The organism is Enterococcus sp. ZJ1622 (genome assembly GCF_011038845.1).
Lineage (GTDB): Bacteria > Bacillota > Bacilli > Lactobacillales > Enterococcaceae > Enterococcus_B.
The window spans coordinates 1-1,984 of record NZ_JAAKDW010000042.1 but is presented as its reverse complement, the minus strand read 5'-3'; the positions used below and the strand labels follow the sequence as shown (position 1 = coordinate 1,984).

Sequence of the window (1,984 nt, the reverse complement as noted above, 5' to 3'; positions counted from 1 at the left end):
AATAATCACACCTGCTTTACTTGCATAGATTGGTTCGCCTTGTGGTGCTGCTAAATCAAGTCCTCGATGAAATTCTCCTCCACGAAAACCAAATGGACTAGAAATCGTACAGTTTTTCACTGGGACGATATAGCCTTCTTTGCTTAATTGTGGTTCCATTACTCCTTTATCATAAGTGGTTAAATCATATGTTTCGATCAAACCATTCAATTTTTTATTGTAGCTAGTATCCGTGGCATAACGTCCTGTTAAAAATTTCGTTGCTTCTTGATAGGTTTTCGCATTCTTTTTCCAAGCCCCATCGTAAAAATGGCTATTCCCTGTTAAGCCTTCTTTTAAAAGAAGAGCATAATCTTTTAAACTGTCTTCATAATCATCATACTGTCTAAAAGTTGATTGGGTAGTATAAAGTGTTCCTTCACCTAAATCCTCTTGTGTGACAAAAGAGACCCCTTTTCCCTTATATGTCCCTTTAATACCAAATAGATTATAATTTGGTGCTTGAGCTAGCTGACTTTGTCCACTTGAAGATTCTAAAATTGCTTGCGCAATCATAACAGAAGCATACAAATCATTTTCTTTTCCAATTTTACGCGCCGATTCACCTATTTTACGAATAAAACTTTCTACTGATTCATTTTTCTCAAAATGAATGTTTACTGACTCTGTCTCATCATTAGAAGAAGCGTTCTCTTGATCCCCTGTCACTTGAGTTGGTTGCTGTACGTACTTTTCAACTGTTGATGCTGTTATTCCTTCATTCCCCTTTAAAGAAACAGCTGATTGCTTATTTTCTTGCTTGCTATCAATAGTTGAGGTATTTTCTTTGATACTTTCATGTTCTTTAAACTGCTCAGTAGATGTAGTTGAATTTTCAATATTTTTTTCTTCTGAAAGTTTAGTTTCACTAGGCTTTATTCCCTCTGAGTTTGAAGATTCTTGCTGATTAGAATTTGAAGTATTTGCTTCCGGCTTAGAATGACTTGCTTGTGTATCTGTACTATCCGTAGTAGATTCTGCTGAAATTTCCTCTGTCGATGATTCTGTATTGTTTGTAGAAAGATCTGACATAGTTGTTTCTGTTGCCTCTTCTTGAATAGAACTCTCAATTGTTGTATCTGTATTAGCTGTTGTAGACTCCTCTGTTACAATATCCGGCTGTTTCTCATTTGCTAAAACCGTCGTTGACCACCCAACTACTTGTCCTACCAATAACAAAGCAGCTAATAAAGTACTTGCTTTCCGCATCAATTACCTCCAATAGTTTTTTGTAATCATTTATCACAACGAAAATCCGATAAATCTGATTTGTGCACAACATGAAAAATTCCTGTTTGATCACAGATAATTACAATATTTTCATATTTATCATTGATAATATTGCCATATACTTTCTTACCAAAAATAGTTTTATACTTCTTCATATCCTTTATCTGTACTTGAATAGTTATAAATAATCAAATAAATACTATATTTTTATCACTATTCTATTCTTTGCCTCCTATCCTTTACAATTTTTTCAAAAAGTAGCTTTCCTTTTTGACTAAGAAAAAATTTATTCCAGTCATTTTGACAAATATAATGGTGATGTATTAAAAATCTTAACCATTTATTTTTTAATTTCAAAGAGCCTCTACTTCTTAAGCAAAATTCCTTATAAGTAATTCCTTTTGAATAATAAATCAGCTTGAGATAATCTTTTAACAATTCATCCTCCAAAACATCGCCTCCTTACTACACTTAAACTTCTGTTCATATGAAGCACAAATACACAAGGTAATTCTAATAAAAATCAATCTATGGAAATTCCAACATAATTAATCAACAAATAAATCATTTAGGATATTTTCTATTTAATGTCTGATTTATCAGTAGTCTACAAACTAATATTCTTCTATTCCTGATGAATTTACAATTTAAATGCAACACAAAGAAATCATTGTAAAATTTCTTTATAATGGTGTTTGCGAGAACATTCATTAAG

At 32.0% G+C, this 1,984-nt stretch carries 2 protein-coding genes; both read right to left on the bottom strand.

The genetic code is table 11. The features are described from left to right. Positions 1–1,248 (bottom strand): glucosaminidase domain-containing protein (locus tag G7Y42_RS14815; protein WP_165007697.1); only part of this gene is annotated, 1,248 nt, incomplete at its 3' end. 234 nt (positions 1,249–1,482) lie between these two features. Beyond that, a complete protein-coding gene (locus G7Y42_RS14810) occupies positions 1,483–1,719 on the bottom strand; it encodes a hypothetical protein (protein ID WP_165007699.1) in 237 nt (78 codons plus the stop codon). Positions 1,720–1,984 lie beyond the last annotated feature (265 nt).